The following is a 26504-nucleotide window of genomic DNA, read 5'->3' as shown; positions in this document are numbered from 1 at the left end:
CGGCGGGCGCGGCGGAATGGACAGTCTGCGTGTTCATGCGGATGCCTCCTTGGCCAGCGCGTCCGGCGGACGGCGGCCCGTGCTGCCCTCGCCGCCAGCGGGCGGCACGCCGGGCGTGGCGCTCGGCGGCGGGCGGCGCAGCCGGGCCAGGACCCCGCCATAGCCGCCCCTGGCCACCATGGCGATGGCCACCACCGCCGGCCCCATCAACAGCATCCAGTGCTGTGTCAGGCTCTTGAACCCTTCTTCCATCAGCAGGTAGGCGATGGCGCCGACGATCGGCCCCAGCACGCTGCCCAGGCCGCCGATCACCACCATGACGATGAGTTCGCCCGACACCGGCCACGACATGTAGCTGGGCGAGGCGAAGGCCGTGAGGTTGGCGAGCAGCAGCCCGGCCACGCCCGTCAGCACGCCTGACGCCACGTACGCCGTCAGGCGCACGCCGAACACGGAATAGCCCAGGGCATCCACGCGGCGGGGGTTGGCGTGCGTGGCGCGCAGGATCATGCCGAAGGGCGAGCGCCGCAGGCGCAGCATCGCAATGCTGGAGGCCAGCAGCAGCCCCCAGGCGGCCCAGTAGACCGGCTGGCTGCCGTCCAGGTCGAAGAGGCCGAAGGCGCTGGGCTCATAGATGTTCAGGCCGTCGTCGCCGCCATACTCGCGCAGGCTCACCGCCAGGAAATAGAACATCTGGGCGAACGCCAGCGTGATCATGATGAAACCGATGCCCGAGGTGCGCAGGCAGACCGCGCCTACCGCCAGCGCCACCAGCGCGCACACCGCGATGCACACGGCCAGCTGCAGCCAGCCATTGCCGAAACCGTAGTAGCTCAGGATGCCCACCGCGTAGCAGCCCAGGCCCAGGAACATGGCGTGGCCGAAACTCACCAGGCCGGCGAAGCCCAGCACCAGGTTCAGCGCCAGCGCCGCCAGCGCGTAGATCAGGATGCGCGCGCCCAGCGTCACGTAGAACGGTTCGCCCAGCCATTGCGCGGCGAACGGCACGCCGGCCAGGACCAGGAACAGCAAGGGCAGCGCCCAGCGTCGTTTGTTGTGCTCTTGCATGATGAATAGACCTTTGGACGGTTGCGGATCAACGCCGCGCCGAGAACACCAGGCCTTGCGGCCGGAACGCCAGCACCACGGCCATCAGCACGTAGATGAGCATCGAGGCGAGCGCGGGCCCGACCGCGTTGGCGACGGAGGCGTCGAAGACGGCGCGCAGCATGTCGGGCAGGAAGGCGCGGCCCAGCGTGTCGATCATGGCGATCAACAGCGCGGCCGCCAGGGTGCCGCGCACCGATCCGATGCCGCCCACCACGATCACCACCAGCGCCAGGATCAGCACCGGCTCGCCCATGCCGGACTGCACCGACAGGATCGGCCCCGCCAAGGCGCCCGCCACGCCGGCCAGCACCGCCCCCAGCACGAACAGCAGCGTCTTCTGCAGGTCCACATTGGCCCCCAGCACGCTGGCCATGGGCGCGTTGCTGGCGCCCGCCCGGATCAACATGCCGAAGCGCGTGCGCTGGATCAGGAACCAGGCGCCCAGCGCCACCAGCGCCCCGACTCCGATGATCATCAGCCGGTACACGGGATAGTCGCTGCCGAACAGGCTGACCGCCCCGTCCAGCCCCCGCGGCACGGCGGCGAAGTAAGGCCGGCTGCCCCAGATGACCGAAGCCAGCTCGTTGAAGAACACCATCAGGCCGAAGGTGGCCAGCACCTGGTAGAGGTGGTCGTGCCGGTACAGCGGACGGGCGATCAGCCGTTCCAGCACCACGCCGACGAAGCCGCTGCCCGCCACCGCCGCCAGGATGGCGAAGGCGAACGAGCCGCTGGCGTTGTAGGCCGTGGCGCCCAGGAAGGCGCCGATCATGTATAGAGACCCGTGCGCCAGGTTGATGAAGTTCATGATGCCGAAGATCAGGGTCAGCCCCGAAGACAGCAGGAACAGCAAGGCGCCCAGCTGCAGGCCATTGAGCAGCTGCGACAAGAGCAATGATCCGTTCATGGGGCCTCTCCCTTGCGCCGCGCGCGGGTCACTTCAGCGGGCAGTCCGCCACATAGGCGTCCTGGTGGTCGGTGAATACCGTGGCCAGCTGCTTCACGTTCACGCCGTCGCCCTCCTTCACGACCTGGTAGGCGTACAGGTTCTGCACCGGCATGTTGTTGGTATTGAAGCGGAACGCGCCGCGCACCGAGGGGAACTTGGCGCCGGCTGCCTTCACCGCCGCGGCCAGCGCCTTGCTGTCGCCCAGCCTGCCGTCCAGTTGCCCGACCGCCGCATCCAGCAGATGGGCCGCGTCGTAGCCGCCCACCGCGTACTCGGACGGCAACCGTCCGTACTTGGCCTTGAAGGCCTCGACGAACTTGCGGTTCTGCGGGTTGTCCAGCGTGGTGGCCCAGGGCGTGCCGTAGATCGCCCCCACGGCCTGGTCCTTCAGCGCGGTCAACGTGTTGGAGTCGATCAGGCTCTCGGAGAAGAACGGCAGCTTTTCCATCAGGCCGGCCTGGCGCAGCTGGCGCACGAAGTTCACGCCCACCCCGCCGGTATAGAACACGAACAGCGCATCGGGCCCGGCCGACTGCATGCGCGAGATCTCGGCGGAATAGTCGAGCTGACCCAGCTGGGTATAGATCTCGTCCGACGGGGCCGCGCCGTAGAAACGCTTGAAACCCGCCAGCTTGTCCTTGCCGGCCTGGTAGTTGGACGACATCAGGTAGGCCCGCTTGTAGCCTTGGTCCTTGACGTACTTGCCCATCGCCTCCGACATGCTGTCGTTCTGCCAGCCCAGCACGAACAGATTGGGCAGGCACATGCGGCCGGCGATCGGCGCGGGGCCCGCGTTGGTGGACAGGGCCACCACGCCCGACTCCTTGATGCGCCGCAGTTCGGCCATGAGCACGTTGGAGAAGCCCAGTCCGACGATCACGTCCACCTTGTCCTTCTCGATGAACTTCTGCACGATCTGCGCGCCCACGTCGGGCTTGAGCTGGTCGTCGTCGCGGATCACCACGGCCTTCTGGCCGCCCAGGCTGCCGCCCAGTTGCTCGATGCCCAGCATCAGGCCGTCGTACTGATCCTGGCCCAGCGCCGCCTGCGGGCCCGACAGCACGCCGGTAAAGCCGATGCGGATGTCCGCCATTGCCGGGCCTGCCGCGATCAGGGCCGCCGCGGCGGCAAGCGCGGACAGCCCGCGTGCGTATGCTTGCATGCTATGTCTCCTTGGGGGATGGGCGGCGGCGCCGTTCTGCGCGGCGCCTGCCTTGTCGGGGCCCGTACCCGGGCCCCCGGTTCAAAGCTTCACGCAGACATTGCGCAGCTCGGTATAGAACTCCAGCGAATGCACGCCGCCTTCGCGGCCGATGCCCGATTGCTTGGCGCCGCCGAAGGCCGTGCGCAGGTCGCGCAGAAACCAGGAATTGATCCAGCAGATGCCCACTTCCAGCGCCTGCCCCATCCGGTGCGCGGTGCCCACATTGCTGGTCCACACGCTGGCGGCCAGCCCATAACGCGTGGCGTTCGCCAGCGCGACGGCTTCTTCCTCGGTGTCGAAGGGCGCGATGTGGCAGCAGGGCCCGAAGATTTCCTGCTGGATGACGGCCGAGGTTTCCGGCAGGCCGGTCCAGACCGTGGGCTGCACCCACGCGCCGGCGGCCAGCTCGTCCGGCATGTCCGGCACGCCCCCGCCCGCCACCACCGTGGCCCCCTCTTCCCGGGCGCGCGAGTAATAGCTCAGCACCTTGTCCCGGTGGCGCTGCGAAATCAGCGGCCCCAGGTTCACGCCGGGATCCCTGGGGCGGCCCAGCCTGAAGCCCCGGGCCCGCTCGCCCAGCGCCGCCACGAAGCGCTCGAAGATCGGCCGCTGCACGTAGACGCGCTCGGTCCCCAGGCAGACCTGCCCGGTATTGTCGAACGCGGCGCGCGCGATGCCCGCCACCGCCTTGTCGAAATCCGCGTCGGCGAACACGATGCCCGCGTTCTTGCCGCCCAGTTCGAAGGACACGGGACGCACGCCCGCCGCCGCGGCCTGCATGATGGCTTCGCCCGTGCGGGTCTCGCCGGTGAACGTGATGCCGTCGACCAGCGGATGGCGGGTGAGCTTTTCGCCCGCCGAGCCGGGGCCCCGGCCATGCACCACGTTGTAGACGCCCGGCGGCACGCCGACCTCGTTCATCACTTCGCCCAGCAACGTGGCCGTGCCCGGCGTGTCCTCGGACGGCTTGACCACCACCGTATTGCCGCAGGCCAGCGCGGGCCCCACCTTCCAGGTCATCAGCAAGAGCGGCAGGTTCCATGGGCAGATCACCCCGATCACGCCGCGCGGCACGCGCACGCCGTAGTTCAGCGCATGGCCGTTGTCCGGCGTCTCCAGGTCGAAGGTCTCATTCGGCACGTTCCGGATCAGGTCCGCGAAGATCTTGAAATTCGCCGCGCCGCGCGGGATGTCCAGGTGGCTGGCCAGGTCATAGGGCTTGCCCGTATCCGCGATCTCGGCGTCAACGAAGTCGTCGAAGCGGCGCGTGATGCCATCGGCCACCGCGTGCAGCAGTTCGACGCGCTGCTGGGTCTTCAGCTTGGCCCAGGGGCCGCGCAGCGCGGCCTTGGCGGCCAGGACCGCGGCGTCGACCTCGGCCTCGCCCGCCTCGTGCACGCGGCCGATCAGGCGGTTGTCGACCGGATCCCGGTTGTCGAACGTATTGCCGGTGGCGACCCACTGGCCGTTGATGAAATTGCGGAAATCGCTCATTGCGTCCTCGGTTAAGACAGGTCGGCCAGCGCCGCTTCAGGGTCGCCGGCGGTCAGGTATTCCCACATGCGCTCGTAGATGCGCCCCGTGCCCACGGCGCGGGCGGCCGCCTCTTCGGGCGCCAGCGTCGGCGCGCCGTCGGCCAGCCCGGCCGACCGCAGCTGCAATTCGATGCGGGCGGCATCCTCCAGGTACCAGGTCAGCACCACGGCGTGCATGAGGGACTCGGCCGCAACCACCGCGCCGTTGCCCCGCATGGCCACCGCGCGCGCCGCGCCCAGCGCCTCGGCCACGCCGCGCGCCTGCGCGTCGCTGCGCACCAGCTGCGGATCGTCCCAAAGCGCCACGGCCGGCGAGAAATACGAGCCCATGCCGTGCCGCGGCCTGGGCGTTACGCGCGCCGAGGACAGGGTCATGACGGCGGGCGGCATCGAGCGCACCACGCCGCGCACGTCGGGCCGCGTCCGGTAGATGTGCTGATGGATGCGGACCTCGCCCAGCACGCCGTCGGGCAGCTCGCCATGCACCGGCACCGCCGCGCCGGCCTCGCCCGGTTCGATCAGGCCCATGGGACGGGCCGCGCACACCAGGAAGTGATCGTCGTCGAGCCGGCTGCTGCAATGGCCGTAGGCATGGACCAGGTTGGCGCGGGCCAGGGCGCGCGCCGCCACGCGGACCAGCGCCTCCTGGCCGGCGCAAGGCCTTTGCGCGGCGCTCACGACTTGAACTCCGGGATATCGGGCTTTGCGCCCCACATGCAGAATGACGACGGCACGGCCGGGAAGCTCCGGGGCCGGTGGGTCTTTTCCGCTTCGGCGCTGATCAGCCGCACGCCGGTGGAGTATTCGTAGATCATGCCGTCCGGGCCGTCGAAATACAGGAACATCGCGCCGGAGGTCGGATGCCGCCCCGGACCGAACCGGATCGGCACGTTCCATTCGCGCAGCTGATACCAGGCGCGCATGATGTCGTCGATGCTCTCGACCTGGTGATTGATGTGCTGCACGCCCGGATAGGCCGACGGGAACAGCGCGATTTTGTGGTGCACCTCGTCGATGCGCAGCAGCGGAGCCTCGCCGATGCGGTCGCTGACGCGCGCCGACAGCAGGCCGGTCCAGAAGGCTTCGTCGCGCCGCGCATCCAGCGTGCGCAGGCCGATATGCGAAAACCCCGTGATGCCCGCGTCGCGGCCCGGGAAATAGCGGCGGCCGCTGTGCTGCGGCGCATGCACGAGCTCGATACGGTTGCCGGACGGGTCGATGAAACTGAGAAAGTCGCGCACGTAGCGCTGTTCGGCCTCTTCCCGCCTGCCCGCCGCAACCGCGTAGCCGCTGCGTTCCAGCACCGCGCCGGCGCGCTCCAGTTCTTCGGGCGTGTCCACCTCGAACGCGGCGGTATGGTCCCGCGGGTCGCCTTCGAAATAGCAAAGGGTATGGTCGCGCGAATCGGACTTGAAATAGGCCGCGCCGTGCTCCCTGCGAGCCAGTTCCAGTCCCAGCACCGTGGTCGCGTAGCGGATCGCGCCCTCGAGGTCGCGGGTGCCCAGCCGGACGTACCGGATGTCGTGTAGCCGTATCACTGCTTGTCTCCTGGTGCGCCGCCGCCGGCTTCATGCCGGTCGTCCGAGCGCTTTTTTTCTACGATAAGCAGCAAAAATCTCGGCGTCAATAAATTTTATCGAGATTTTCAAATCCGGGAGCGGAAGCAGCGCAAACCGCGCGTGGCGGCCGGGGCGGCGAGGCGCCCCGGCCGGCGGATCAATCGCCGCCGGCAGGCAGCCATTCCTCCAGCGTCACCTCGAACGTCATGCAGATGGGATTGGCGCCGGGCACGAAGGGACCGCCGTGTATCCGTCCCTGCGGATCGGCGACCACGCCGGACAGCGAGGCAGTGAGCGAACCGTCCGGCTGGGCCCTGACCTCCCCGGCGAGGCTGACGATTTCCACGGCGGGCCCCTTGAGATGGCGATAGCCGCCGTCGCGGGCATACAGGCAAGCGTCGACGAGACTGCCCAACGCTCCCCGGACGAAGGCATTGCGCAAGCCCTCGGCAAGGCATAGTTTTTCCACGCCTTGCACCAGGTCCTCGTTGGGACCGATCCGCGCGTAGGCCACCCGGCCCATGGTTCCGGTTTCGATTTCAGGCGGCATCATGGTCTTGGGCTCCATGAGGTTGCAGCAATCGCAGATTGGTTTCGGCGTCGTAGGTGGCGCGCAGTTCGATTCCGTCCAGCGCCGTCACCAGCACCGGGACCGGCACGGGGCCGATTATCGTGGTTTGCGCAATGATGTGGCCGCCCAGCGGTTCGCCGCGCTCGTCGCAGAACGCGGCATGGCAATGCACCAGCGCCCCGCCACCATCGGCTTTGCCCAGCGTGGCGTTGCCGAAGATCAGGTACGCGGGCCCCGCCGAGATAGGTTCGGTGTAGGCCACGACCCGATGGCGCTCGGGATCCGGCGGAGCGGTGCAATAGTCGAGGTGGCTGAAGACGCCGCCCAGCAAAGTCATCGAGGCGCTGGCGACGCCGGCGCCGGCCAGCGCGCCGACCAGGGCGTCGTGCAGGCTGGCGCCAGGCCGCAGGGACAGGCGGAAGTGGCGCCCCTGCCGCGCGCTGCGGCTATGGATGCGCACCGGGTTGAAGGCTCCCGGATGTATCAAGGTTCTAGGGCGGGGCAATGCCTGTGATCCCCGCGACGTACGATCCACGGTGATGGTTCGCATGGTCTGGACTCCGTGCGCTTGTGGCGCGATGGGTGGAATCGGAAGGCCCGGGCGTGTCGGCGCCGACAGGCCCGGGTCAATGTACGGCGGGCAGCATGCCGGCGGCGGTGAATCCGCCGTCCACGCAAATGACCTGGCCCGTCACATAGCTGGACTGGGCTTCGTCCAGCAGCCAGCCGATGGTTCCGTTCAGCTCTTCGGGCGTGGCATAACGATGCTGCGGCACGACCTGGCGCCAGGCGGCGCGGGCCGCTTCCGTATGCATCTGCCCCACCAGCGGCGTCTCGATCGGGCCGGGAGCGACGGCGTTCACCCTGATCCCATAAGCCGCCAGCTCCACGGCCATCACGCGCGTCAGCGTCACCACGCCGCCCTTGGATGCGCCGTAGGCCGCGCGGCCGGCATTGCCCCGTATGCCGGAGACGGAGGCGATATTGACGATGGAGCCTCGCCGCCGCTCGCGCATGCGCCGCGCCGCTTCGCGCGCGACCACGAAAGACCCCACGAGATTGACTTCCAGGATGCGCCGCAGCATGGCTGCGTCGGTATCGAGAAAGGGAACATCGCGGCCGATTCCGGCCGAATTCACCAGGCCGGATATCGGCCCGAAATCCCGCTCCAGCCTGGCCATCGCGTCCACCACCTGCGCCTCGTCGGACACGTCCAGCCGCACGCAGCCCAGGCGGGCGGCCGGCGCCATGTCCCGGACTTCGTCCAGCTTCTCCTGCGACACGTCGGCCACCAGCACCTTGCGTCCCGCGTCCAGCAGACCGCGCGCCACGGCCAGGCCGATGCCCGACGCCCCGCCCGTGACCAGAATTGCCTCTTGCGCCATATTCATGATCCTGTCTCCTCGTTGTTGTGGATACTGCCGTTCAGCGCCCTGCTTGCGCCGCAACAGCCAGGCAGCCGCGCTCGCGCAAGGCGTCGCGCACCAGCTTCTTGGTGATCTTGCCGTAGCCGGACCGCGGCAGCGCCTCCCAGAAAAACACGTGGCGCGGCAGCTTGTAGCGGGCGATGCGGGGCGCCAGCCAGTCCAGCAGCGTCTCCGCCTCCAGCGCATGGCCGGGACGCAGCACGCAGACCATCACGCCCACCTCTCCCCAGGTCGGGTCCGGCACGCCCAGCACGGCGGCTTCCGCCACGGCGGGATGAGCCAGCACTTTTTCCTCGACCTCGCGCGGGTAGATATTCGACCCGCCCGAGATGTACATGTCGGACTGCCGGCCCGTGATGTAGAGATAGCCCTCTTCGTCCTGGTAGCCCAGGTCGCCGGTACGGAACCAGCCGTTTCGGAAAGCCTTGGCATTGGCCTGCGGATTGGCGTAGTAGCCCGCGAACACCGCGGGGCCGCAAACACAGATCTCGCCCGTCTGCCCGGGCGGCAGCGGCAGCCCCGCGTCGTCCTGGATGCTGACCTGCATGCCGGTGCGTTCGTATCCGCAGGTGCCGGCGCGCGCGCCCGGCGCATCGCCGGCGCGATGCTGCGAGGCCGGCAGCACGGTGATGTTGCCGGTGACTTCGCCCAGCCCGAAGTACTGCACCAGCACGCTGCCGAGCTTCTCCAGCGCGCGCTTCTGGTCTTCGCGGTACATCGGCGCGCCGGCGTAGATCACGTAACGCAGACTGCCGTGGTCGCACTCGTCCACCGCGGGATGCTCCACCAGCATTTTCACGATGGTGGGCACGGTGAACATATTGGTCACGCCATGGCGCTCGACCAGGCGCCACAGTTCGCCGGCGTCGAAGCGCGCCCCTTCCGGCAGCACCGAGCATGCGGCGCGCGCCACCTGAGTCAGGAAATGGATGCCCGCGCCGTGGGACAGCGGCGCGACGACCAGGCTGACGTCGTCTTCCGTGGTGCCCGGCATCAGGTCGCACAAGTGATTCGTGATCACGAAGGCCATCTGCCCGTGGGTCAGGACGGCGGCCTTCGGATGTCCGGTGGTGCCGGAGGTGAAGAAGAACCAGCACGGATCGTCGTAATCGACGTCGGCGCACGCCCGCGGCGCATCGCCCAGGCGGGCCTCGATGAGGGAGGCGGTGTCGGCCTCGCCGAAACCGCCTTGCCCCAGCCGCGCCAGCAGCGCCAGCCCGGGCAAGGCCCGCGCCACCGCCGCGGCGTGATCGGGGGACTGCCCTTCGCAGAGGAAGGCCTTGACGTCCGCCGCCTGGGCCAGATAGACGGCCTCGTCCGGCGAAATGCGGAAATTGGTCGGCACCCAGACCGCGCCCAGGCGCAGCACGGCGAACAGGGTTTCGACGAATTCGAAACTATTGCGGGAATGCACCAGCACCCGGTCGCCCTTGCCCACGCCGCGCTCGGCCAGCGCCTGCGCCAGGGCGGCGGTGCGCGCGTCGAGCTCGCTCCAGCTGCGGCGCGTGCCGCCGCACAACAGCGCCGCGCGGGAGGGGTGGCGGCGCGCCGCCTGGACCAGGAAATGCGCCAGGTTCATCGCCCGGCGCGATACGGGAGCCACGCCGCCAGCGGGCGCCGCGCCGCCGGCATCCGCAACGGAATCCGGACGGCCGCTCATTTGACGCGCTCCAGGATGCTGACGTAGTTGGCCACTGCGGCGCCGCCCATGTTGAACACGCCCGCCAGCGTGGCGCCCGGCACCTGCATGCCCTGCGCTTCGCCCATCAGCTGCAGGCAGGCCATGACGTGCATGGACACGCCCGTCGCGCCCACCGGATGCCCCTTTGCCTTCAGGCCGCCCGACGGATTCACGGGCAGGCGCCCCCCCTTCTGGACCCACCCTTCCCGCAATGCGCGCGCCCCCTGCCCGCGCGGCGCCAGCCCCATGGCCTCGTACTCGATCAGCTCGGCGATGGTGAAGCAATCATGCGTCTCCACGAGGCTCAGGTCGTCCAGCGTCGCGCCGGCGTCCGCCAGCGCCTCGCGCCATGCGCGCGCCGCGCCCTCGAAAGCGATCGGGTCGCGCCGGCTGAGCGGCAGGATGTCGTTGGCCTGGCGCCGCGCCCTGAAGGAGATGGCGCGGCTCAGGCCGGCGGCCGTTTCCTCGTCCGCCAGCACCAGAGCCGCCGCGCCGTCCGAGATCAGCGAGCAGTCGGTGCGGCGCAGCGGCGCGGCCACGTATGGGTTCTTTTCCGAGACGGCATTGCAGAAATCGAAACCGAGGTCCTTGCGGATCTGCGCGTAGGGATTGTCCACGCCGTTCTTGTGGTTCTTTGCGGCGATGTGCGCCAGCGCCTCGCCCTGATCGCCGTGGCGCTCGAAATAGGCTGCGGCGATACGGCCGAAGACGCCGGCGAATCCGCCGGCGATGTCCGCCTCTTCCTTGCGATAGCTGGCGTTCAACAGGATGTCGCCGATTTCCGCCGTGGGGCGCGAGGTCATTTTCTCGGCGCCAACGACCAGCGCGACGCGTCCTCTCCCCGCCTCGATGAAATCCATCGCCGCGTACAGCGCCGCCGAGCCCGTCGCGCATGCGTTTTCCAGCCGCGCCGCCGGAACCTGCGCCAGGGCCGGATGCGCCAGGGCCACCAGCGCGCCCTGGAAATCCTGCTTCTGGAAGCCGCTGTTCATGACGCCGGCGTAAATGCCGTCCACCGCTTCCGGGGCGACGCCCGCGTGGTCCAGGGCCGCGCCGGACACGCGCGCCATGAGGCTCTCGGTGTCGGGGTCCTCGAGTTTGCCGAATGGGATGTGCGACCACCCCACGATGACGGCACGCTTGCTCATTGCTGTCTCCTCAAGTGTGCCCCGCCCCCTCCGCTCGGCGGATCAGGACTTGGGCTTGGGGGCCGGCGGACGCGCCCGCGTCTCGCGGCTCCCGGGATTGGCCTGCGCTAGCAGGCGTTTGGCCTCGCGGGACAACAGCTTGGCCAACTGAAACTGCCTTTCCTCGTCCATGCGCGACTCGACCGCTGCGATGCTCAGCGCGCCCAGCACATGCCCCTGTTCGTCGCGCAGCGGCATGCCTATGCCCCATGAGCCCGGGACCACCAGGCCGCGGTTCACGGCGTAGCCCTGTTCACGGACTTCGTCCACCAGCGTGCGGATGAGGGGCACCGAATAGTGCGGATAGCGCCGCGCGATCAAGGCCGCGTTGGCCTGCAGGCATGCCTCCACGTCGTCGTCGGGCAGGGCCGCCAGGATGGCCAGGCTGCCGGCGCCGATGCCCAGCGGGTGGCGGTCTCCCGGCAGCAGCACGTGCGTCTTCAGCGGATAGTCGCCGTCTTCGCGCAGCACGCATACCGCGAACACGTCGCGCCGGAGGGAAAAGAAGGCGGAGTCGCCGCATTCGTGCGCCAGCCGCGCCACCACGGGCGCGGCCAGCCGATTGATGCCGAAACGCTCGCTGGCGATATTGCCCAGCACGTGGCATTCGGGCCCGAGGAAGTAGCGGCGGCTGGCCGGGTCCTGCTCGACCATGCCTTCGGCGCTCAGCGCCGCCAGGATGCGATGGACGGTCGGCTTGCTCATGCCCGTGTCCCGGGTCAGCGCCAACAGGCCCGCGCCCTCGCCGCGCATGCGCGACACGCCGCGCAGCACGAGCATGGCGCGTGAAATCGCCTGGGCGCCGCCGACCTGGGATGAGGTTTCCGCCACATCTTCTCCGTCTGATTTTTCAGATGGTCCATTTTGTGGACCACTGTATTTATCCTGTTTTTTCATTCTGCACCAGTTTTAGTGATTTACGCTAGATAATCGCTGTGATTTAATGAATTTAAGGGTAGTACATAGGTCCATATCATGGACCTCATGCAAAGATAAAGCAAGAAGCCTGGAAAGGCGCTTTATCCGGCCCTCCCCGCAGGGGCCGGATCTCATAACCAAGGAGACAGCATGAACACGACTCGCCGCAAACTCATGAGCGCCGCGGGAGGCGGCGCGCTTCTGGCCCTGGCGCCGTTCCAGCGCGCGCTGGCCGCGCCGCAGTACCGATACAAGTACGCCAACAACCTGCCGCCCGCGCACCCCATGAACCTGCGCGCCAACGAGGCCGCGCAGAACATCCTGCGCGATACCGGAGGCCGCTTCGAACTGGCCGTGTTTCCCAGCAGCCAGCTGGGTTCCGATACCGACACGCTCAGCCAATTGCGCGCGGGCGCCGTCGAGTTCTTCACCCTGTCCGGGCTGATCCTGTCCACGCTTGTGCCCGCCGCCTCCATCAGCGGCATCGGCTTTGCCTTTCCCGACTACGATGCCGTGTGGAAGGCCATGGACGGTGAGCTCGGCGCGCACATCCGCCGCGAAATCAATGGCAAGGGCCTGATCGTCATGGACCGCATCTGGGACAACGGATTCCGCCAGGTCACCACGAGCTCGCGCGCCATCGCCAGCCCGGACGACTTCCGCGACCTGAAGATCCGCGTGCCCGTGAGCCCCCTCTGGACATCCATGTTCAAGGCGCTGGGCTCTTCGCCAGCCAGCATCAATTTCAACGAAACCTATTCTTCGCTGCAGACCCGCGTGGTCGACGCCCAGGAGAACCCCTTGGCTATCATCCAGACGGCCAAGTTCTACGAGGTACAGAAGTACTGCTCCATGACCAACCACATGTGGGACGGCTTCTGGTTCCTGGGCAACCGCCGCGCCTGGGAAAAACTGCCCGCCGACATCCGCGAGATCGTGGCCAAGCACATCAACGCCGCCGGCATGGCCGAACGCGCGGACGTGCTGGCCCTGAACAACCAGTTGCAGGCCAAGCTGGCGGAGGAAGGGCTGGCCTTCAACACCCCCGACCCCGCCCCCATCCGCGACGCCCTGCGCAAGGCCGGCTTCTATGCGGGCTGGAAGGAGAAGTACGGCGAAAAGGCGTGGAGCCTGCTCGAGCAATCCGTGGGGAGCCTGTCATGAGGGCGGCGATGACGCACCCGGCGGAGATGCTGGCGGGCGCAGAGGCGGCGCCGGGCGCCAGGCGCGCCTGGGCAGTCGCGGCCGACAGGGCGCTGGGACACCTGGTGGAGATCCCCGCGGCGATCCTGGTGGTCGCGGAGATCGTCATCCTGTTCTCCGGCATCGTGGCCCGCTACGCGCTGCACGAGCCCCTGGTATGGTCGGACGAACTCGCCTCCATCCTGTTCCTCTGGCTGGCCATGCTGGGCGCCGTCGTCGCCTTCCGCCGCGGAGAGCACATGCGCATGGGCGCGCTGGTCAACCGCGTCTCGCCCGCGGCGCGCGCCGTGCTGGACATGGTGGCGGTGGCGGCCGCGCTGGCCTTCCTGCTCATGCTGCAGGCGCCGGGATTCGAATACGCCTCGGAAGAGCGCTATGTCACGACCGCCGCGCTGGAGATCCCCAACGTCTGGCGGGCCGCCGCCCTGCCCGTGGGCACGGCCCTGATGGCGCTGATCGCCCTGCTGCGGCTGGTCGAACGGGCGCAATGGCGCACCACGGGGCTCGCGCTGCTGCTGGTCGGCGGCGCGGTGGCCGCCATGGCGGCGCTGCAGCCGGTGTTCGCCAGCCTGGGCAATCTGAACCTGCTGATCTTCTTCGTCGGGATCGTGGCGGCGACGGTGTTCGCCGGCGTGCCGATCGCCTTCTCGTTCGGCCTGGCCACGTTCGGCTACCTGTCGCTGACCACCGACGTGCCGATGATGGTGGTGGTCGGGCGCATGGACGAGGGCATGTCGCACCTGATCCTGCTCGCGGTGCCGCTGTTCGTATTCCTGGGCGTCCTGATCGAAATGACCGGCATGGCCAAGCGCATGGTGGCGTTTCTGGCCAGCCTGCTCGGGCACGTGCGCGGCGGGCTGTCCTACGTGCTGATCGGCGCCATGTACGTGGTGTCGGGCATCTCCGGCGCCAAGGCGGCGGACATGGCGGCAGTGGCGCCGGTGCTGTTTCCGGAAATGCGCGAGCGCGGCGCCAACGAGGGAGACCTGGTCGCGCTGCTGTCCGCCACGGGCGCGCAGACCGAAACCGTGCCGCCCAGCCTCGTGCTCATCACCATCGGCTCCGTCACGGGCGTATCCATCACGGCGCTGTTCATCGGCGGCCTGCTGCCGGGGCTGGTGCTGGGCATGATGCTGTGCCTGGTCGTCTGGTGGCGCAACCGCCGCGAAGACCTGAGCGCGGTGCGCAAGGCCAGCGGCCGCCAGATCGGGCGCGCGCTGGTGGTGGCGCTGCCGGCGCTGGCGCTGCCCTTCGTCATCCGCGCGGCCGTGGTGGAAGGCGTGGCCACGGCGACCGAGGTTTCCACCATCGGCATCGTCTACGCCACGCTCGTCGGGCTGCTGGTCTACCGCTGCTTCGATGCCAAGCGGCTCAAGCCCATGCTGGTGGACACGGCCTGCCTGTCCGGCGCCATCCTGCTCATCATCGGCACCGCGACCGGCATGGCCTGGGCGCTGACGCAATCCGGTTTCTCCACGCAGCTCGCCACCACAATGGCCGGACTGCCCGGCGGCGCGGCGACCTTCATGGCCGTGTCGATCGTCGCGTTCGTCATCCTGGGCAGCGTGCTGGAGGGCATTCCCGCCATCGTGCTGTTCGGCCCGCTGCTCTTTCCCATCGCCCACCAGATGGGCATCCATGAAGTCCACTACGCCATGGTCGTGATCCTGTCCATGGGGCTGGGCCTGTTCGCGCCGCCCTTCGGCGTGGGCTACTACGCCGCCTGCGCCATCGGCCGGGTCGCCCCCGAAGCCGGCATCCGGCCCATCATGGGATATCTGGGTTCGCTGGCGATCGGCATCGTCGTCATTGCCGCGATTCCCTGGATCTCCACGGGCTTTCTCAAATAGCCCGAACGGGGCGCGCCCTGCCGGCGCGCCCCGACCCGGCCCGCGCCGCAAGTTGAAAAAAACCCACACCGCGCGCGCGACCGTTGATCCGGCTACACCATTTCTATAGAATCTTCAATTCGGGCCTTTGCCCATTCCTTTTTCTCCATTCAACACACCACTGGGAGGCGAACGATGATGTACCCGCATACCGCCGTCCCGCGCGTGTCTCCGCGACGCCATTAAGCCGTCGCCCGCGCGGACCCATCGCTGGATGCCTATCTAGCGACTGGTCCTCCGTGCCCGTCCCAAACCCGTAATCGCAATGCCCGCGCCTATCGCGCGGGCCGTTCCTTCCTCTTTCCACACAAGGACTCCCGGCGTCCTGGTGCCGCCGGGCCATTGCAATGGCTAGAAAAACAAACGATCTTCGAGGACAGGCCTTCAAGGATGTCCTGGGCTTTACCTTCCGCTATTGGCGCGCGCAACCCTGGCGCACGGGGCTGATCGTCGCGCTGGCGCTGCTGTCGGCGCTCGCCGACGTGCTGACGCCGCTGTACGCGGGCCGGCTGGTCGACGCCGTGGCGTCCGGCGCCGCGGCCGACGAGCTGGTCTGGAGCGCGGCCCTCACCTCCTTCTGGCTGCTGATCGCGCTGGGCATCGGCAGCGCCCTGCTGCGCCAGGCGGTATTCCAGAACATCATCGTCTTCACGCTGAAGATGATGAATGAAATGGTGTCCAACGCCTTCTATCGGGTGCAGCGCTTTTCCACGGACTGGCACGCCAACAGCTTCGCGGGCTCGACGGTGCGCAAGATCACCCGCGGCATGTGGGCCGTGGACCTCCTGAACGATACGCTGCTGGTCGCGCTGCTGCCCTCGGTCGTCATGCTGGTCGGCGCCACCGCCCTGCTGGGCGCGCACTGGCCCATGATGGGCCTGGTGGTCGGCGCGGGTTCAGTGCTGTACATCGCCGTCACCACCACGCTGTCGCTGCGCTACGTGGCGCCCGCGGCGCGCCTGGGCAACGCCTGGGACACCCGCATGGGCGGCGCCCTGGCCGACGCCGTGAGCTGCAACGCCGTGGTCAAGGCCTTCGGCGCCGAAGAACGCGAAGAGACCCGGCTGGGCCGCGTCGTCGACAAATGGCGCCGCCGCACCCGCCGCACCTGGGTCCGCGGCACGCTGAACGGCGGCGTACAGGCCGCGATGCTGGTGGCGATGCAGGCCGGCATCCTGGGCGTATCGCTGCTGCTGTGGTCGCGCAACCAGGCCAGCGTGGGCGACATCACTTTCGCCCTGACGATGTTCTTCATGCTGCAGGGCCACCTGCGCGACGTGGGCATGCACATCCGCAACCTGCAGCGCTCGGTCAACGACATGGAAGAGCTGGTCGCGCTGGAAAAGCAGCCGCTGGGCGTGGAGGACCGGCGCGGCGCGGGCGAGATCCGCGTCACCGCCGGCGAGATCCGTTTCGAGGACGTGACCTTCCGCTACGGCGCGCATGGCACGGCGCTGTACGACGGGTTCTCCGTCCGCATCGCGCCGGGCGAGCGCATCGGGCTGGTGGGACATTCCGGATCGGGAAAGACCACGTTCATCAAGCTGATCCAGCGCCTCTACGACGTGAACGGCGGCCGCATCACCATCGACGGGCAGGACATCGCCCAGGCGAAGCAGGCCTCGCTGCGCAGCCAGATCGCCATCGTGCAGCAGGAGCCGGTGCTGTTCCACCGCACCCTCGCGGAGAACATTGCCTATGCGCGGCCCGGCGCCACCCAGGGCGAGATCGAGCAGGCCGCCCGGCTGGCCAGCGCCCATGATTTCATCATGGCGCTGCCCAAGGGCTACGACACGCTGGTCGGCGAGCGCGGCGTGAAGCTGTCGGGCGGCGAACGCCAGCGCGTGGCCATCGCGCGCGCGTTCCTCGCCGATGCGCCCATCCTGATCCTGGACGAGGCCACGTCCAGCCTGGACAGCGAAAGCGAAGTGCTGATCCAGCGGGCGATGGACCGCCTGATGGAGGGCCGCACGACGCTGGTCGTGGCGCACCGCCTGTCCACCGTGCGCGCGCTGGACCGCCTGCTGGTCATGGACCACGGCCGCGTCATCGAGGAAGGCAGCCACGAGGCGCTGATCCGTTTGAAGAACGGCCTGTACCGGCGCCTGTTCGAACGCCAGGCCCTGGAACTGACCAAGGGCCTGCGGCCGGACGAGCTGCTGGAGGACGGCGCGGTTCCGCCTCCGGTGCGGGACGAAGAAGAGGACGAATCCTCCTACGCCTTCGCCAAATAGGCCTCCTGCGGCGCTTGCGGGTCGGCCGCCCCGCAAGCGCCCGCGTTTCACGCAGGGCGCTGCGCGATCGTCAGCCGCAGCCCGAAGGCGATCAGGGCCACGCCGAACAGCCGGCCCTGGATCTTCTGCGCGCGCGGGCTGGCCGACATCCAGCGCCCCACCGCGCCGCCCGCCAGCGCGCACGCCACGTCAAGCATCAGGCCCAGGCCGACCAGCACCACCCCCAGCAGCGCGAATTGCCGGCCGATGGGACCATGCGCCGGCGACACGAACTGGGGCAACAGCACCGAACAGAACAACAGGGCCTTGGGATTGAGCACATTGGTCAGCACGCCGCTCAGGAGCGCCGGCCCCCAGCCCGCCCTGCTCGGCGCGGCCTGGCCGGCGGCATCGTACGACACCGGCCCAGCGCGCAACAGGCGCACGCCCAGCCAGACCAGGTAGCACCCGCCCACCGCGCGCGCGGCGTCGAAGGCCCACGGGTGAGTCTTGAACAAGGCCGCCAGCCCCAGCGCGGCCAAAGTCACGTGGGCGGCGCGGGCGATCGCCAACCCCGCAGCCACCGCCAGCGCCTGCCCGCGCCCACGCAGCAGGCCGGTTTCCAGCAGCAGGATCATGTCGGGCCCCGGCACCACGTAGACGATCAGCAGCGCCCCCAGAAACATCGCCATATCCGCCATCGCCCGCTCCTGCCTGTCTGGTGTAAGGAGCCCATTCTAAGAAAATCGGGCTGGCATGTGCTTGCTATTCCTGCCACCCTAATTATCATTAGTGGCATATCTCACCAATGGCTTTGTTTGAATCCTGATTTCATGCCAAAACGCGAACTGGACGGCTACGATCGCCGCATCCTCGAGGCCCTGCAGCAGAACGGCCGGCTGACCAATGTCGAACTGGCCGAGCAGATCGGGCTGTCGCCGTCCCCCTGCCTGCGCCGCGTGCGCCTGCTGGAAGAGGCGGGGGTCATCCAGGGGTACGAGGCCAGGCTGGCGCCCGACGAAGTCGGCCTGGGCCTGACCGTCTTCGTGGGCATCAAGGTGGAGCGGCACCACGAACGGGACGCCGCCGAATTCCGCAAGGAAGTCAGCGCGTTGCCGGAAGTCATCTCCGCGCATCTGGTGTCCGGCGAATCCGACTTCCTGCTGCAGGTGGTGGTGCCGGACTTGCGCGCCTACGAGCGCTTCCTGCTCCATACCCTGCTCAAGCTGCCGGGCGTGAAGGATATCCGCAGCAACTTCGCCATCCAGACCGTCAAGCCGCAGAGCCCGCTGCCGCTGGAACACCTGGCCAGGTAGGCCGCTTCAGCGCGCCATCGCGGCCGCGGCGCGGTCCACCGCCTGCGAGCGGCGCTCGAACCGGGCCTGGGACATCGCCAGATAGCGCTCCACCACGGCCGGCTCCGAGGTCTCCGGCGTGCCGCCGGGAAACGGCGGCTTGGGGTCGTATTCGATCTGCAGCTGGATCAGCTTGGCCACGTCCTCGCCGCACAGTTCCGCCACGACCTTCAGCCCCATGTCGATGCCCGAGGTCACCCCGCCCGCGGTGAACAGCCTGCCGTCCACGCACATGCGCTCGTCGCTGGGAATGGCGCCGAAGCGCGACAGCAGTTCGCGCGCGCGCCAGTGGCTGGAAGCGCGCTTGCCGCGCAGCAGCCCCGCCGCGCCCAGCAGCAGCGAACCCGTGCAGATGCCGAACACGTACTGCGCCTCCAGCCCCTGCCTGCGCGTGAACGCAACCCAATCGGGATCGACGATGGCATCATCCGTGCCCGGCCCGCCTGGCACCACCAACAGATCGCAGGGCGGCGCGGACGCGATGGTTTGCGTGGGCACGAAGCACAAGCCTCGATCGGACCGTACCGGATCGCGCGTTTTTGCGACAAAATCCACGGTGAAGCCCGGCGCGCCAGACAGCACCTCGTACGGCCCGGTCATATCCAGCTGGGTCAGGCCCTCGAACAAGAGAAAATTCACATGCATGACGATGCTCCCATAGAAACGCCAGCCTCCAGGATAGGCGGACGCGCCCTGCCGGACGCGCCAATTGCGGCCCCGAATGCGCCATTGCGCATCCTGTTCGTGCTCTACGACGGTTTCCAGCCGCTGGACCTGGCCGGGCCGTGGCAGGCGTTCAGCTCGGCGAACGAAGAGGCCGGACGCAAGCTGTACCAATTGCACACCATCGCCGCCACGCCCGTGGTCGCCACCTGGGAACAGGGGCTGCGCATGCAGATGGACGGCACCTTCGCGGACGACGCCGACGCGCCGATCGACACCATGCTCGTGCCGGGCGGCCCCGGCGCAGACCTGGCCAGCGCCCATCGCGAAACGCAAGCCTGGCTGCGCCGCCGCGACCCTGACGCCCGGCGCACCTGCAGCGTATGCACCGGCGCCTTCGTCCTGGCTGCCACCGGCCTGCTCGACGGCCGGGCCGTCACCACGCACTGGCGCTCGGCCACCCGCCTGCAATCCCACTATCCCGCCCTGCGCGTGCAGGACGACCGCATCTTCATCGAAAGCGGCAAGTACTGGACCTCCGCCGGCGTCACCGCCGGCATCGACCTTGCGCTGGCGTTGATCGAACGCGATTTCGGGCCGGATCTGTCGCAACAGGTGGCGCGCAGGCTGGTCGTCTTCATGCGGCGCAACGGCGACCAGCGCCAGTACAGCCAGACCCTGCGCCTGCAGGACCGGGTGGCAGCGCCCTTTCGCGATCTGGTCGAGAAGATGGAAGCGCAGCTGTCGGCGCGCTGGTCGGTGGACGACATGGCCGACGCCTGCCACATGTCGCGCCGGACGTTCCAGCGCAAGTTCGCCGCGCATTTCGGCGTCGCTCCCACCGAGGTGCTGAGGCGGCTGCGCCAGGAGCGCGCGGCGGCGCTTGCCGCGAGCGGCAAGGTATCCAGGAAGGAAATGGCGCGCCAGTTCGCGCTGCGGCCGGCGCCGGGACGGACGGCGCCGGAATGACGCCCTAGCCGGCCAGGCCCACCGAGACGCCGCCGCAGACGTACAGCAGCTGCCCGGTGGTGAAGCCCGCCCGCGGATCGAGGAACATGGCGACCGCATGGGCCACCTCTTCCGGCCGGCCCACCCGACCCGCCGGAATCGAGGCTTCCAGCGCCAGCGTCTTGGGCGCGCCGGGAGGATTCGACTGGTTGAACAGCTCGGTGGCCACCGGCCCCGGCGCCACGGTATTCACCGTGATGCCATCGCTCGCCAGTTCCAGCGCCCAGGTCCGCGTCATGCCCGCCAGCCCCGCCTTGGACGCGCCGTAGACGGTGCGCCCGCCCTTGCCCAGGCCCGCGCGGCTGCCGATGTTCACCACCCGCCCGTAGCGCGCCGCCCGCATGCCGGGCAGAAGCGCCTGCATGAGCAACAGCGGCGCCGTGACGTTCAGCGCCATCGTCCGGGCCATCTGCTCCTGCGTCACGTCCTCCAGGTTGGCGACCTGGATCATGCCCGCGTTGTTGACCAGGTGCAGCACGGAGCGCTCGGCGGCCAGCTCCCGCGCGGCGGCGATGGTCGCCGCCGCGTCGCCCAGGTCCACCGAGCGGAACGTCTCGCCTGGCAGCGGCGCCTGGGGCGCCCCGCGGCTGAAGTTGACGACCTGGTAGCCGTCCTCGATCAGGCGCGCGACGATGGCGCGGCCGATGCCCCGGCTGCCGCCGGTGACCAGTGCGGTGGGAGTGTTCATTGCGCGGTGATCCCCTTGTCCTTGATGAGCCCGCCCCATTTTTTGCGCTCCTGGCTTTCGAAGGCCGCCAGATCGGCGCCGAACAGCGTGCCGGGCTTGGCCCCCATGCCCGCGAAGTTCTTCGCGATGGCCTGGCTCTGCAGGCCGCTGCGGGCGGCTTCGATCAGTTGCTTTACCACGGGTTCCGGCGTGTTGCGCGGGGCGTACAGCGCGAACCAGGCCGTGACGTCGAAGCCCGGCAGGCCCGACTCCGCGACGGTCGGGAGATCGGGCACCGACGGATCGCGGGTGGACGAGGTCACGGCCACGCCGCGCACCAGGTTCCCGTCCTTGATCTGCGCCAGCGATCCGGGCAGATTGTCGAATAGCAGGTCGACCTGTCCGCCGGCCACCGCCGGCAGCGACGCGGACGTGCCCTTGAACGGCACGTGCAGCATCGTCACGCCCGCCATGGCCTCGAAATACGCGCCCGTCAGGTGCACCGACGAACCGACGCCGGGCGAGGCATAGGTCAGCTTCTTGTCCTTGGATTGCTTGGCCGCCTTGATCACGTCGGCCACCGTTTTGTACGGAGACTTGGCGCTGACGGCAATGACGTTGGGCGTCGTCGACACCAGCGCGATGGGCACCAGGTCCCGCTCGGGATCGAACGCCATATTGTTGTAGAGGAACTGGTTGATGGTCTGGGTGCCGATGGTGCCCAGGCCCAGCGTATAGCCGTCCGCCTTGGCGCGGGCCACGTAGGCCATGCCGATGTTGCCGCCCGCGCCGGGCTTGTTCTCGACCAGCACGGTCTGCTTCAGGCCCGGTTCCAGCGCGTGGGCGATGGCGCGGCCGAAGATGTCCGCCCCGCCTCCGGGCGGATACGGCACGACGACGGTGACGGGATGGTCGGGGTAGCCCGCGGCGTGGACCGCGGGCAGCGCCAGCACGGCCAGCGCCGCGACTGCGAGGCCGCGGCGCCAGGCGGCGCGCGGATGCAGGAATTGCGTCATGGTTTTGTCTCCTACCGAATCCGCTGCTTGCGGATTTCTTTTGGGTTTCTTTTGGGTTTCTTTTTAAAGTACGTAAATACGTACTATATTAATAAGAACATAGAAAACCGACAGGAGACAAGCAAATGAAACGCTGGACCCGACGCCCGGAAGGCTCGACCTGGGGCGACTTCGGCGCGGACGACGAGCTCGGCCGCCTGAACCTGCTGACCGAGGAAAAAGTGCTCCAGGCGGTGCGCGAGGTGCGGGCCGGCAAGGTGTTCTGCCTGTCGCTGCCGCTGGACCTGCCCGGCGGCAACGTGCTGAATCCGCGTCGGCACGCGCCCACGCTCAAGCCCACGTTCCGCGAAGGCACGCCCTACCTGAATTTCCAGATGTCGCAGGTGCAGCCCGATGCGGTGGACGTGCTGTCCGACGACCAGGTCACCCTGTCCATGCAGTACTCCACGCAATGGGACGGCCTGTGCCATGTGGGCGCGATGTTCGACATCCAGGGCGACGGCGAAGCCCGCCGCGTCTACTACAACGGCTACGCGGCCGGCGTGGACGTGTTCGGCGGAGCCGACGCCTCGGCCGACGCCTGCTGCCCGCCGGGCGGCTCGTACGCGCGCAAGCTCAGCGTCAGCCGCTACGCGGAAAAAGGCATGCAGGGCCGGGGCGTCCTGGTGGACCTGGAACGCGCATTCGGCCCCGGGCGCACGATCGTGGACCATGCCGGGCTGCAGGCCGCCATGCAGGCGCAACACGTATCGGTCGAGGCCGGCGACATGCTGGTGCTGCGCACCGGCTTCGCCGAAGCCGTCGTGGCCATGAACGGCCAGCCCGACCCGCACAAGCTGGAGCAGACCGGCGCCGTGCTCGACGGGGCCGACCCGGCGCTGCTGGACTGGATCACGCAGTCCGGCATCGCCGCCATCTGCGCGGACAACTATGCGGTCGAGGCCTACCCGGCGCGCACCTCGGGGCCCGGCCATTCCATCCTGCCGCTGCATCACCATTGCCTGTTCAAGCTGGGCGTGCCGCTGGCCGAGCTCTGGTATCTGAAAGACCTGGCCGACTGGCTGCACGCGCAGGGCCGCAATCGCTTCCTGCTGACCGCGCCGCCCCTGCGGATGCCCGGCGCGGTGGGTTCCCCGGTGACGCCGATCGCCACGGTGTAAGCCATGCCCTTTCCGTACTCGACGTTCTCCGCGCACCTGGACGCGCTCGCCGCGCGCCAGCCCGACGCCCCGCTCCTGATCGATCAGGACCGGCCGGTCAGCGCCCAGGCGCTGCGCGCGCATAGCCGCGCTCTGGCCGCCGGACTTGCCCGCCTCGGCGTGCAGCCGGGGCATCGCGTGGCGGTCTGGCTGCCCAATTGCGCGGCCTGGGTGGAATCCTTCCTGGCCTGCGCGCACCTGGGCGCCCTGGTGCTGGCGGTCAACACGCGCTTTCGCGCGTTGGAAGTGGCCGACATCCTCGGCCGCGGCCAGGCCGACTGGCTGGTGTACTGGCCGGGGTTCAAGGGCATCGACTTCCAGGGCATCCTGGAGGGCGTCGCGCCCGAGCGCCTGACGCGGCTGCAAGGCGTGATCGCGCTGGGCGAGGCGGGCGAATCCCCGCCGGCACACGGCAAGCCGGCGCACCGCTATGCTGACCTGCTGGCCTGCCCCGATCCCGCGCCTGCCGCCCGGGACAACGCCGGCGTGCTGTGCTTCACCACCTCCGGAACCACCTCCAAGCCCAAATTCGTGCTGCACGACCAGCGCACGCTGCTGCGCCACGGCGCGGCGGTGGCCGGGGCCTATGGCTACGACGCCCGCAGCTGCGTGCTGGCCAGCGCGCCGTTCTGCGGCGCCTTCGGCTTCGCCACGCTGGTGGGCGGCCTGGCGCAGGGCGTGCCCGTGGTCTGCGCGCCCGTCTTCAACGCGGCCCAGTCCGCCGCCGCCGTGCGCCGCTACGCGGTCACGCACACTTACGCCAACAATGAAGCGCTGGTCGGGATGATGCAGGCCGCCGCGCCGGGCGATTTCGCTTCCGTGCGGCTGTTCGGCTTCGCCAGCTTCACGCCGGCGCTGGACCATATGCTAGACCTCGCCCGGGAAGCCGGCGTGCCGCTTACCGGCCTGTACGGATCCAGCGAACTGGTGGCGCTGGTTGCCGGCCAGCCCCGCGACCCGGCCGAAGGCGAGGTCTCCGCCCGCCACCTGCCCGGCGGCGCCCTGATCTACCCCGACGCCCGCGTGCGCGCGCGCGACCCTGTCAGCGGCCAGGTCCTGCCCCACGGCCAGTCCGGCGAGATCGAAATCCTGTCCCCCAGCCTGATGCAGGGCTACCTGGACAACCCCGAGGCCACCCGCGGCGCGCTGACCGCGGACGGCTATTTCAAGACGGGCGACCTTGGCTACACGCTGACCCCGCGCCAGTTCGTGTTCCAGACGCGCATCGGCGATTCGCTGCGCCTGTCCGGCTTTCTCGTCAATCCCGTGGAGATCGAGCAGGTGGTCGAAACCCTGCCCGGCGTGCGCGCCTGCCAGGTCGTGGGCGCCGCTCACGCCGGCAAGATCGTGCCCTACGCCTTCGTGCTGCTGCGCGAGGGCGCCCAGGCCGATCCGGCGGGCTGGACCGCGGCCTGCAAGGCCGCGATGGCCGGCTTCAAGGTGCCCGCCGGCTTCGGCGTGCTGGACGCCTTTCCCTCGGTGGAAAGCGCCAATTCGGTCAAGATCCAGAAACACCGGCTGCGCGAGATGGCGGACGCCGCCCTCGCCCAGGCCGCCACGCCGCCTTCGCCCTGACCATGTCCGCCCGCAAGCTTTTCTCGCACAGCCCACAGCCGCTCTACCTGCAGGCGGCGGCGCTTTTCCGCAGCCATATCCAGAACCGTACCTGGCGGCCGGGCCAGCAGATCCCGCCACTGGAATCCCTGATGGAAACCTACGGCATCTCGCGGGCCACGATCCGCCAGGCCTTCGGCCTGCTGGAAGAAGACGGCCTGATCCGGCGCTCGCGCGGCTCGGGCACCTTCGTCAACGCCGAACTGCCCGAGACGCCTACCCTGCTGATCCCCAAGACCTGGGCGGAAACCGTGGAACTGAGCAACCAGCTGGGCACGGTTTCGCTGGTGGAGTCCAGCGCCGATTCGCCGCTGCCCGACACCCTGGGCATGCCCTGCGGCGCCGAGCGCGGCGGCAGCTTCCAGTACCTGCGCCGGGTGCACACCACGGAGGCCGGCCCGTTCTGCTATAGCGAAGTCTTCCTGGACAGCGGGCTGTTCCGCAAGCACCGGGCCCGCATCCAGAAAAGCACCGTGGCGCCCGTGCTGGACCAGTTCTACGGCGCGCGCATCAGTGAAGCCCGCCAGGTGCTCAACGTGATCGAGGCGGGCCAGGAATCCGCCGAATCCCTGCAGATTCCCGTGTCGTCCCCGGTTGCGGAATTGCGCCGCTACGCCTGCATCGACGGCCGCGTGGTGTATTTCGCCCGGCTGGAATTCCCCTTCCGCAAGGTGCGGATGGAATTCGATCTGCTGACCGAGCGCTGAAGCGAGGCGCGCCCCACCCGTTTTTCCAAGAACAGAGCGCCGCAGCAAGCCCCGAGGCGCCTTCCGCAGTATCCGAAAAGATCCGGCAAAAAAGGAGACCCGCCATGAAATGCCCCGGAACGCCCCGGATTTCCCTGCAGTTGCGCAGCACGCTTGCCCTCTTGTCCGCCGCCACCCTCGCCGCCGCGGCCAGCGCCGCGCCGGCGCAGCCCGCGGCGATCTCCGACGACGTGGTCCGCCTGGGCCTGATACTGGACATGAGCGGCATCTACGCCGACGTGACCGGCAAGGGCAGCGCCACCGCGGCCGAAATGGCCATCGCCGATTTCGGCGGCACGGTGCTGGGCAAAAAGATAGACCTGATGGTGGTAGACCACCAGAACAAGGCCGACATCGCCGCGGCCAAGGCGCGCGAGTGGTACGACACCCAGAAGGTGGATGCCATCATGGACGTGGCGGGATCCGCGCCGGCCCTGGCGGTGCTGGAAGTCGCCCGCGAAAAGAAGAAGATCGTGGTCTTCAGCGGGCCGGGCACCGAACGCATCACCAACGACCTGTGCTCGCCCTATTCCGTCCACTACACCTACGACACCTGGTCGCTGGCCAACACCACGGCGCGCGCCACCGTCGAGCAAGGCGGCAAGCGCTGGTACTTCCTGACGGCCGACTACGCGTTCGGCCATACGCTGCAGGCGTCCGCGACCGACGTGGTCAAGGCCAACGGCGGCACGGTGCTGGGCGCGTCCCGCCACCCGCTGGGCTCCAGCGACTTCGCCTCCTACCTGCTGCAGGCCCAGGCCAGCCGCGCGCAGATCGTGGGCCTGGCCAA

At 68.7% G+C, this 26504-nt stretch carries 25 protein-coding genes; 9 read left to right on the top strand and 16 right to left on the bottom strand.

The features are described 5' to 3' along the window. Window positions 1-33: 33 nt before the first annotated feature. The 12 genes from ACN6PJ_RS24015 to ACN6PJ_RS23960 form a co-directional block, all read right to left on the bottom strand. The gene (locus tag ACN6PJ_RS24015) at window positions 34-1068 is read right to left on the bottom strand and encodes a branched-chain amino acid ABC transporter permease (protein WP_427998303.1); all 1035 of its coding nucleotides are present in this window, start codon (window positions 1066-1068) and stop codon (window positions 34-36) included. 28 nt (window positions 1069-1096) lie between these two features. Next, window positions 1097-2017, bottom strand: coding sequence for a branched-chain amino acid ABC transporter permease (locus ACN6PJ_RS24010; RefSeq protein ID WP_427998302.1), 921 nt, complete (start codon window positions 2015-2017; stop codon window positions 1097-1099). 28 nt (window positions 2018-2045) lie between these two features. Beyond that, the gene (locus ACN6PJ_RS24005; RefSeq protein ID WP_427998301.1) at window positions 2046-3221 is read right to left on the bottom strand and encodes an ABC transporter substrate-binding protein; all 1176 of its coding nucleotides are present in this window, start codon (window positions 3219-3221) and stop codon (window positions 2046-2048) included. Window positions 3222-3302: 81 nt separating this feature from the next. Further along, the gene (locus tag ACN6PJ_RS24000; RefSeq protein ID WP_427998300.1) at window positions 3303-4757 is read right to left on the bottom strand and encodes a 2-hydroxymuconic semialdehyde dehydrogenase; all 1455 of its coding nucleotides are present in this window, start codon (window positions 4755-4757) and stop codon (window positions 3303-3305) included. Between the two features lie 11 nt (window positions 4758-4768). Then, a complete protein-coding gene (locus ACN6PJ_RS23995; protein WP_427998299.1) occupies window positions 4769-5476 on the bottom strand; it encodes a class II aldolase/adducin family protein in 708 nt (235 codons plus the stop codon). Continuing rightward, window positions 5473-6336, bottom strand: coding sequence for a VOC family protein (locus ACN6PJ_RS23990; protein WP_427998298.1), 864 nt, complete (start codon window positions 6334-6336; stop codon window positions 5473-5475). The genes ACN6PJ_RS23995 and ACN6PJ_RS23990 overlap by 4 nt, the downstream gene beginning before the upstream one ends. Window positions 6337-6514: 178 nt before the next feature. Further along, the gene (locus ACN6PJ_RS23985) at window positions 6515-6910 is read right to left on the bottom strand and encodes a PPC domain-containing DNA-binding protein (protein WP_427998297.1); all 396 of its coding nucleotides are present in this window, start codon (window positions 6908-6910) and stop codon (window positions 6515-6517) included. Continuing rightward, window positions 6897-7388, bottom strand: a complete 492-nt coding sequence (locus ACN6PJ_RS23980) for a PPC domain-containing DNA-binding protein (protein ID WP_427998296.1) — start codon at window positions 7386-7388, stop codon at window positions 6897-6899. Before ACN6PJ_RS23980 ends, ACN6PJ_RS23985 begins: the two co-directional genes overlap by 14 nt. Window positions 7389-7554: 166 nt before the next feature. Next, window positions 7555-8319: an SDR family NAD(P)-dependent oxidoreductase gene (locus ACN6PJ_RS23975; protein ID WP_427998295.1), complete on the bottom strand. Its 765-nt coding sequence runs from the start codon at window positions 8317-8319 to the stop codon at window positions 7555-7557. Window positions 8320-8353: 34 nt separating this feature from the next. Further along, complete coding sequence (locus ACN6PJ_RS23970; protein WP_427998294.1) at window positions 8354-10015, bottom strand: acyl-CoA synthetase; 1662 nt, start codon at window positions 10013-10015, stop codon at window positions 8354-8356. Beyond that, a complete protein-coding gene (locus ACN6PJ_RS23965; RefSeq protein WP_427998293.1) occupies window positions 10012-11184 on the bottom strand; it encodes an acetyl-CoA acetyltransferase in 1173 nt (390 codons plus the stop codon). The genes ACN6PJ_RS23970 and ACN6PJ_RS23965 overlap by 4 nt, the downstream gene beginning before the upstream one ends. Before the next feature lie 42 nt (window positions 11185-11226). Beyond that, entirely contained in the window at window positions 11227-12054 is an 828-nt protein-coding gene (locus tag ACN6PJ_RS23960) for an IclR family transcriptional regulator (protein ID WP_427998292.1), read from the bottom strand. Window positions 12055-12291: 237 nt separating this feature from the next. On the opposite strand from ACN6PJ_RS23960, the gene ACN6PJ_RS23955 reads away from it, so the two are divergent. From ACN6PJ_RS23955 to ACN6PJ_RS23945, 3 genes are all read left to right on the top strand, one after another. Further along, window positions 12292-13305 carry a TRAP transporter substrate-binding protein gene (locus tag ACN6PJ_RS23955; protein ID WP_427998291.1) on the top strand — a complete coding sequence of 338 codons (1014 nt, stop codon included), beginning with the start codon at window positions 12292-12294 and terminating at the stop codon, window positions 13303-13305. 8 nt (window positions 13306-13313) lie between these two features. After that, window positions 13314-15194, top strand: coding sequence for a TRAP transporter large permease subunit (locus ACN6PJ_RS23950; RefSeq protein ID WP_427998290.1), 1881 nt, complete (start codon window positions 13314-13316; stop codon window positions 15192-15194). Window positions 15195-15580: 386 nt separating this feature from the next. After that, window positions 15581-17467, top strand: a complete 1887-nt coding sequence (locus tag ACN6PJ_RS23945) for an ABC transporter ATP-binding protein (protein ID WP_427998289.1) — start codon at window positions 15581-15583, stop codon at window positions 17465-17467. A gap of 47 nt (window positions 17468-17514) precedes the next feature. Here the strand turns inward: ACN6PJ_RS23945 and ACN6PJ_RS23940 are convergent, their stop codons facing one another. Next, window positions 17515-18138, bottom strand: coding sequence for a LysE family translocator (locus ACN6PJ_RS23940; RefSeq protein WP_427998288.1), 624 nt, complete (start codon window positions 18136-18138; stop codon window positions 17515-17517). Window positions 18139-18279: 141 nt separating this feature from the next. Here ACN6PJ_RS23940 and ACN6PJ_RS23935 point away from each other — a divergent pair, with 141 nt between their 5' ends. After that, the gene (locus ACN6PJ_RS23935; RefSeq protein ID WP_043545456.1) at window positions 18280-18762 is read left to right on the top strand and encodes an Lrp/AsnC family transcriptional regulator; all 483 of its coding nucleotides are present in this window, start codon (window positions 18280-18282) and stop codon (window positions 18760-18762) included. 6 nt (window positions 18763-18768) lie between these two features. Here ACN6PJ_RS23935 and ACN6PJ_RS23930 read toward each other — a convergent pair whose 3' ends face one another. Continuing rightward, entirely contained in the window at window positions 18769-19446 is a 678-nt protein-coding gene (locus ACN6PJ_RS23930) for a DJ-1/PfpI family protein (RefSeq protein ID WP_427998287.1), read from the bottom strand. Window positions 19447-19536: 90 nt separating this feature from the next. Between ACN6PJ_RS23930 and ACN6PJ_RS23925 the strand changes: the two genes are divergently transcribed. Next, on the top strand, window positions 19537-20433 hold the full coding sequence (locus ACN6PJ_RS23925) for a GlxA family transcriptional regulator (RefSeq protein WP_427998356.1): 897 nt from the start codon (window positions 19537-19539) through the stop codon (window positions 20431-20433). Between the two features lie 4 nt (window positions 20434-20437). Here the strand turns inward: ACN6PJ_RS23925 and ACN6PJ_RS23920 are convergent, their stop codons facing one another. Together ACN6PJ_RS23920 and ACN6PJ_RS23915 are read right to left on the bottom strand one after the other, a co-directional pair. Then, entirely contained in the window at window positions 20438-21160 is a 723-nt protein-coding gene (locus tag ACN6PJ_RS23920; protein WP_427998286.1) for an SDR family oxidoreductase, read from the bottom strand. Beyond that, entirely contained in the window at window positions 21157-22155 is a 999-nt protein-coding gene (locus tag ACN6PJ_RS23915; protein ID WP_427998285.1) for a Bug family tripartite tricarboxylate transporter substrate binding protein, read from the bottom strand. Before ACN6PJ_RS23915 ends, ACN6PJ_RS23920 begins: the two co-directional genes overlap by 4 nt. A 125-nt stretch (window positions 22156-22280) precedes the next feature. On the opposite strand from ACN6PJ_RS23915, the gene ACN6PJ_RS23910 reads away from it, so the two are divergent. From ACN6PJ_RS23910 to ACN6PJ_RS23895, 4 genes are all read left to right on the top strand, one after another. Then, window positions 22281-23315 carry a cyclase family protein gene (locus ACN6PJ_RS23910; RefSeq protein WP_427998284.1) on the top strand — a complete coding sequence of 345 codons (1035 nt, stop codon included), beginning with the start codon at window positions 22281-22283 and terminating at the stop codon, window positions 23313-23315. A gap of 3 nt (window positions 23316-23318) precedes the next feature. Beyond that, on the top strand, window positions 23319-24929 hold the full coding sequence (locus ACN6PJ_RS23905) for an AMP-binding protein (protein ID WP_427998283.1): 1611 nt from the start codon (window positions 23319-23321) through the stop codon (window positions 24927-24929). A 2-nt stretch (window positions 24930-24931) separates the two neighbouring features. Beyond that, window positions 24932-25675, top strand: coding sequence for a GntR family transcriptional regulator (locus tag ACN6PJ_RS23900; RefSeq protein WP_427998282.1), 744 nt, complete (start codon window positions 24932-24934; stop codon window positions 25673-25675). Window positions 25676-25779: 104 nt separating this feature from the next. After that, window positions 25780-26504: ABC transporter substrate-binding protein (locus ACN6PJ_RS23895; RefSeq protein ID WP_427998281.1), on the top strand; the 725-nt coding region annotated here is incomplete at its 3' end.

Source organism: Achromobacter sp. (assembly GCF_050285585.1).
Taxonomy (GTDB): domain Bacteria; phylum Pseudomonadota; class Gammaproteobacteria; order Burkholderiales; family Burkholderiaceae_B; genus Achromobacter.
The sequence above is the reverse complement of the archived record's forward strand: the minus strand, read 5'-3'. Positions and strand labels throughout refer to the sequence as shown.